Origin of the sequence: Kitasatospora sp. MY 5-36, assembly GCF_001182915.1 — a bacterium.
Lineage (GTDB): Bacteria > Actinomycetota > Actinomycetes > Streptomycetales > Streptomycetaceae > Kitasatospora.
The window spans coordinates 1-5,327 of record NZ_LFVW01000723.1 but is presented as its reverse complement, the minus strand read 5'-3'; the positions used below and the strand labels follow the sequence as shown (position 1 = coordinate 5,327).

Genomic DNA, 5,327 nt, shown 5'->3' with positions numbered 1-5,327 from the left:
GGTCGCGGCCGCCGCGGGACTGGAGGTACGCGGGCCGCCCGCCCCGGGCGAAGGCGACGCAGCGGAAGCCGTCCAGCTTCAGCTCGTACTGCACGCCCCCGCCGCCCAGGCCGTCGGCGGGCGGGACGGCGGCCACGGCGGCCGGGCGCATCACCTCGACGGGCGGGTGCAGCACCTGGGCCGGCCGCGCTCCTTCCGCCCGCCTGGTCGGTGGTGACCCCGTCGGCGGTGATCCCGTCGGCGGTGGCGCCACCGGTGCGCCGGGCAGCGGCCGGGCCCGCTCCGGGTCCAGCAGCGGGGCGAGCAGGTCGCCGTGGGCGGCCAGCCGGTCGGGCACCTCGGCGAGGGTGAAGACCAGGTCCCGCTCGTCGCCGGCCCGTTCCAGCTCCGCCCAGGCCAGCGGGGTGGAGACGGTCGGCAGCGGCCTGGCCCGCAGGGTGTACGGCGCGGCGGTGGTCTTCTTGGCGTTGTTCTGCGACCAGTCGACCAGCACCCGGCCCCGGCGGCGGGCCTTGGCCATGGTGTGCACCACCAGCTCCGGGTGCTCGGCCTCCAGGGCGGCGGCCAGCGCCTTCGCGTACCCGGAGACCCGGGCGCTCGGCGCGGGCTCGATCGGGACCAGCAGGTGCAGGCCCTTGGAGCCGGAGGTCTTCACCCAGGCCGCCAGGCCGTCCGCCGCGAGCCGCTCGCGCAGCAGCAGCGCGACCGTGCGGCAGGTGAGCACGTCGGCGCCCTCGCCGGGGTCCAGGTCCAGCACCAGCCGGTCGGCGAGGGCGGGTCGGGCCGCGTGCCACTGCGGGACGTGCAGTTCCAGGCAGCCCAGGTTGGCGACCGCCAGCAGCGCCGCGCCGCTCTCCAGCACCACCTGGCGCAGCTCGCCGGTGTTGCTCGGCACGTCGACCGTGCGCACCCAGTCCGGGGTACCGGGCGGCGGGTTCTTGGCGACGAACACCTCCGCCTCGACGCCGTCCGGGCAGCGGAGGAAGGAGACCGGGCGGTCGCGCAGGTGCGGGAGCAGGGCGGCATGCACGGCGGCGTAGTAGCGCAGCACCTCGCCCTTGGGGGTGCCGGTGCGCGGGTAGTACACCTTGTCGAGGTGGGAGAGGGCGAGGGTGTGCCCGTCCACCGTCATCTGCGGCACGGTCCGCCTCCGATGCCTCCGATGCCTCTGGTGGGGTGGCCCCGCTGTCAGTCTGCCCCGGTCCGGCGGCCACCGCCTCGGCGCCGCCGCTCCGGGCCGTCCGCGACCGCGGACCGCCTCACCCCCGTGGGCGGCCGGCCAGCCGGGGCGCGCCCGGGTAGGTGCCGAAGTACCAGCGGTTGCCCTCCGGGTCGGCGGCGGCGAAGTCGCGCGAGCCGTAGTCGGTCTCGTACAGTCCGGTGGTGATCCGGGCCCCGGCGGCCACCGCGCGGGCGTGCACGCCGTCCGGGTCGGCGGTGACCACGTACGCGGTGAAGCCGCCCGGCCGGCCCGGCCACGGTTCGGCGTCCTCGGGTGTCGGACGGTCGGAGCCGAGCATCACGCCGCCGCCCTCGGGCCAGGCGAGTTCGGCGTGCGCGACGAACTCGCCCTCGCCGTAGGCGACGACTTCCTGGAAGCCGAAGGCGTCGACCAGGAAGCGGATCAGGGCCCGGGCGTCGGTGGCGCGCAGGTTGGGCCAGACCTGCGGGGCGGGGGTCTCGGTGGTGTCCATCGCTCGCTCACTCCTCGGGACGTGCGGGTGGCCGGGCCGGTGGCCGGGCCGGTCGTGCTCTCCTCCACTCTGCGGCCACGCCCCGGGCCCCGCCTCGAAGGTCGCGCGGACTCGCCCGCTCCGGCTGCGCGGGGTCGCGGGCGGAGGCGGGGTTGCTTATGGTGAGGGCGCGGTCACAGCCCCCTTCCGCCCCGACGGCGGGAGCCCGGGAGCACCGCCGGGGGGATGCGGGGGGATCCGGCGGGGGGAACCACCGACGAAGGAGTCCCCGTGACCAAAGCCCGAGACATCATGCACACCGGTGCCCAGTGCATCGGCGCCCACCAGACGCTCGCCGAGGCCGCGCGGATGATGCGCGACAAGCACGTGGGCGCGCTGCCGATCTGCGGCGACGACCAGAAGCTCAAGGGCATCATCACCGACCGCGACATCGTGCTGCGATGTATCGCGGAGGGCAAGGACCCGGCCACGATGACGGCCATCGAACTGGGCGGCCACCTGCACTGCGTACGCGCCGAGGACAGCATGGAGACGGTGCTGCGCAAGATGGAGCAGCACCAGATCCGGCGCATCCCGGTGATCGACGGGGACCGGCTGGTGGGCATGATCAGCGAGGCCGACCTGGCGATGGGCCACCGCGAAGGCCAGCGGCTGACCGATCAGCAGATCATCGAATTCATGGACAGCGTGTACCTGAAGCACTGACCGGCTGACACCCCGCCCGCCCCGCCCCGCCCCGTTTCCGCCCTGCCCCGCCCCGCCCGCTCCGGTGACCGGCCGGCCCCCCGTACCGGCCGGGCCCTTCGAGCGTGCCGGGCGGGGCAGCGGTGCGTCTTGTACGAATGCGCACTCCTCAGCTCCCGGAGCCCCCTGGGTCCAGGACGGTGCTGGTCACCCGCCCGCTGACCCGGTCGGTGACCCGCTCGGCGGGCCCGGGCAGGGCGGCGGCGGTGCGCCGGGCGGCCAGGAACGCGCGCGGCGAGCAGCCGACCATGGCGCGGAAGGTCCGGTCGAGGTGGGACTGGTCGTAGTAGCCGCAGCGCGTGGCCAGGTCGGCGCCGGTGGGCCGGTGCCCGGAGCGGTGATCCCCGGAGGGGTGGTCCTCGTACGCGGTCAGGGCGTTGAGGGTGCGCTGGAGCCGGAGGATGCCGGCCGCCTGCTTGGGGGCCAGCCCGAGGTGCTCGCGGAAGCGCAGCTCCAGTCGGCGGCGGCTCCACCCGGTGCCCTCGACCAGGGTGCCGATCGGCACCAGCCCGTGCGAGTGCCGCAGTTGCCGCCAGACCCAGTGCACGGACGGGTCCCAGTCCGGCCCGTACGCGAACAGCGCGCTGAAGTACCCATCCAGCATGGCGAACCGGGCCGGCCAGCTCGGGGCGTCGGCCAGCCGGTCGGTCAGCGCCCGCAGCCGCGGGCCCAGGACGTCCCCGGCCTCGGCCCAGTGCCCGCCGAGCTCGCCGGCCAGCGGCCCGAACGCCCGGAACGCGCCCTGCGGGGTGAGCGAGACGGCCAACCCGTGCAGCGCGCCAGCGTGTTCGGCGACCGTCGCGGTGCGGCGCAGCCCGGCCGCGACCGAGCCGAAGGAGGCCGCGGCCGCGGGGGAGACGGCGTCGGTGAGGCTCATGGTGCCCTCGAAGGCGAGCGCCACGGTGACCACGTCCGTCGGCACCTCCAGCCGTCGGAGCGGCTGCCGCAGCGCCAGCCGGTAGCCCCGGTAGCCGAGCACGTACCCGCGCAGCGGCGCGGCCGGCGCGCCGAGGACCGTCCCGGGAGGAGTGTTCCCGATCATCGCAACTCCCCAGCTCGGTCCGGCGGGTGACACGCGCACGGGCCATCGTAGGCGGCACCGCCCGGCCCCCGGGAGGGCCCGGGCGGTGCGGGGCGTCTCAGGAAGCGGAATCCGGTTTCTTGCCAGCCGAGATGGGGGCAGACTGGCGGGCATGGGAAAGCAGTACGAAGCCATCGACGGTCGGCTGCGCCGGTTCATCGAGCGCCAGCCGGTCTACTTCGTGGCCACCGCCCCGCTGGCCGCCGACGGGCACGTCAACCTCTCGCCCAAGGGCCGGTCCGGGACGCTCGCGGTGATCGACGAACTCACCCTCGCCTACCTGGATTTCGGCGGCTCGCAGGCCGAGACGGTCGCCCATCTGCGGGAGAACGGCCGGATCACCCTGATGTGGTGCGCGTTCGAGGGCCCGCCGACCGTGGTGCGGGTGCACGGGCGCGGGGAGCCGGTGTTCCGGGACGACCCGCGGTTCGCCGAACTGCTCGGCCACTTCGACCCGTCCGCCGACGGATCCGGGCTGCGGGCGATCGTGCTGGTCCGGGCGGAGCGGGTCAGCGACTCCTGCGGGTACGCGGTGCCGTTCATGGACTACCGGGCCGATCGCGACCTGCACGCCCAGTACTTCGACCGGAAGGACGAGGAGGAGTTCGGCGCCTACTGCGAGCGCAAGCCGCTGGTCGGCAGCAGCATCGACGGGCTGCCGGCCGTTCCGCTGCCGCTCCCGCCCCGGCCGTCCTGACCGTCCTGACCGGCCCGTTCCACCGGGGTGGCCGGGATCCGGGGGCCGAGGGGCCGGGAGCCGGGGCTCCGGCCGGGAACGCGACGAGGCCGCCGTACCCCGGGCGGGGTGCGGCGGCCTCGTGGCCCGCGTCTTACTTGCCCAGACCGGCCTTGACGGAGCAGACCGGCCAGGCGCCGGGGCCCTGGGCGGCGAGGACCTTCTCGCCGATGGCGATCTGCTGGTCCTTGGTGGCCTGGTGGGCCTGCGCGGCGTAGGAGGTGCCGCCGAAGGCGGCCCAGGTGCTCTGGGTGAACTGCAGGCCGCCGTAGAAGCCGTTGCCGGAGTTGATGGCCCAGTTGCCGGTCGCCTCGCAGGCGGCGACCTTGTCCCAGACCGTGGCCGGCGCGGCGGAGGCGCTGGTGGCCGTGACGAGGCCGGCCACGGGCAGGGCGGTGATCGCCCCGGCCATCAGAGCCATCCGGACGCGGTTGCGGCGCTTCGGGGTGGCAGTGGTGGTGGCAGCGGCGGTCTCGTTACGGAAGGTCATGGAGTTCCTTTCGGAGGGGTCTGCGAGCGCGCGGAACCAGGCCCTCGGAAGGCCGTCGGTTTCGGGGACACGTCACTCGCGTGGTCCTGCACCGTTCTGCCCGGGGGCGGTTGGCCCGGCCGGAGCGGATCGCTCGGTGCAACGGGTTCGAAGTTACGGGGGTGGACGGGGCGGTTTCAAGGATCCGAAGGTTTAGCCACGTCAGAGGGGTGTTACCGCGCGTAAGGATCAAGGAAATATGGCGATTTCGCCCGATTTGCCACCATTTCCAAGATCAAATAGCCCCGGGAAGTGGCCCGCGCCACTCCGAACCCGCTCCGGAACCGGTGTGAGGCCGCCCACACGGTCGACGGCGCGTGACGGTCGGCCAGCCGCCGGTGCCGGTTCCGCCGCCGCGGCCGCCCGCCCGGGTGGCCCGCGCCACAGCCCTCACCCGGAGTGCCCCCTGCCGTCACTCCCGGTGGCGGGCATAGCCTCGGCCCCATGAGCAACGACAGCGATGCAGCGGACACGGCGGACGCGGGAGAGGCGGCCGCCGGTGCGGGAGGGGCGGCCGACGCCGGTGCGGGACGGGCCGCCGCG

Annotated in this window: 5 protein-coding genes and 1 pseudogene; 2 read left to right on the top strand and 4 right to left on the bottom strand. The window is 74.8% G+C overall.

Annotation, left to right across the window (positions count from 1 at the left end; genetic code table 11):
- Nucleotides 1-262 precede the first annotated feature (262 nt).
- Together ligD and AE652_RS34500 are read right to left on the bottom strand one after the other, a co-directional pair.
- Nucleotides 263-1,132 (bottom strand): annotated as a pseudogene (gene ligD, locus AE652_RS34505) (non-homologous end-joining DNA ligase); the annotation flags it as partial.
- A gap of 127 nt (nt 1,133-1,259) precedes the next feature.
- Nucleotides 1,260-1,694 (bottom strand): VOC family protein, encoded by a 435-nt coding sequence (locus AE652_RS34500; protein ID WP_049658869.1) that lies wholly within the window; start codon nt 1,692-1,694, stop codon nt 1,260-1,262.
- Nucleotides 1,695-1,964: 270 nt separating this feature from the next.
- On the opposite strand from AE652_RS34500, the gene AE652_RS34495 reads away from it, so the two are divergent.
- Nucleotides 1,965-2,399, top strand: coding sequence for a CBS domain-containing protein (locus AE652_RS34495; protein ID WP_234348648.1), 435 nt, complete (start codon nt 1,965-1,967; stop codon nt 2,397-2,399).
- A 148-nt stretch (nt 2,400-2,547) separates the two neighbouring features.
- Here the strand turns inward: AE652_RS34495 and AE652_RS34490 are convergent, their stop codons facing one another.
- Nucleotides 2,548-3,480: a helix-turn-helix domain-containing protein gene (locus AE652_RS34490; protein WP_049658865.1), complete on the bottom strand. Its 933-nt coding sequence runs from the start codon at nt 3,478-3,480 to the stop codon at nt 2,548-2,550.
- A gap of 151 nt (nt 3,481-3,631) precedes the next feature.
- On the opposite strand from AE652_RS34490, the gene AE652_RS34485 reads away from it, so the two are divergent.
- Entirely contained in the window at nt 3,632-4,216 is a 585-nt protein-coding gene (locus tag AE652_RS34485; protein WP_049658863.1) for a pyridoxamine 5'-phosphate oxidase family protein, read from the top strand.
- Between the two features lie 133 nt (nt 4,217-4,349).
- Here the strand turns inward: AE652_RS34485 and AE652_RS34480 are convergent, their stop codons facing one another.
- Complete coding sequence (locus tag AE652_RS34480) at nt 4,350-4,745, bottom strand: transglycosylase family protein (RefSeq protein WP_063780366.1); 396 nt, start codon at nt 4,743-4,745, stop codon at nt 4,350-4,352.
- Between the last annotated feature and the right edge of the window lie 582 nt (nt 4,746-5,327).

Bases quoted from the DNA above. Each gene is read 5' to 3' on its own strand.
- AE652_RS34500 (WP_049658869.1), bottom strand. From the start codon at position 1,694: ATGGACACCACCGAGACCCCCGCCCCGCAGGTCTGGCCCAACCTGCGC.
- AE652_RS34490 (WP_049658865.1), bottom strand. From the start codon at position 3,480: ATGATCGGGAACACTCCTCCCGGGACGGTCCTCGGCGCGCCGGCCGCG.
- AE652_RS34485 (WP_049658863.1), top strand. From the start codon at position 3,632: ATGGGAAAGCAGTACGAAGCCATCGACGGTCGGCTGCGCCGGTTCATC.
- AE652_RS34480 (WP_063780366.1), bottom strand. From the start codon at position 4,745: ATGACCTTCCGTAACGAGACCGCCGCTGCCACCACCACTGCCACCCCG.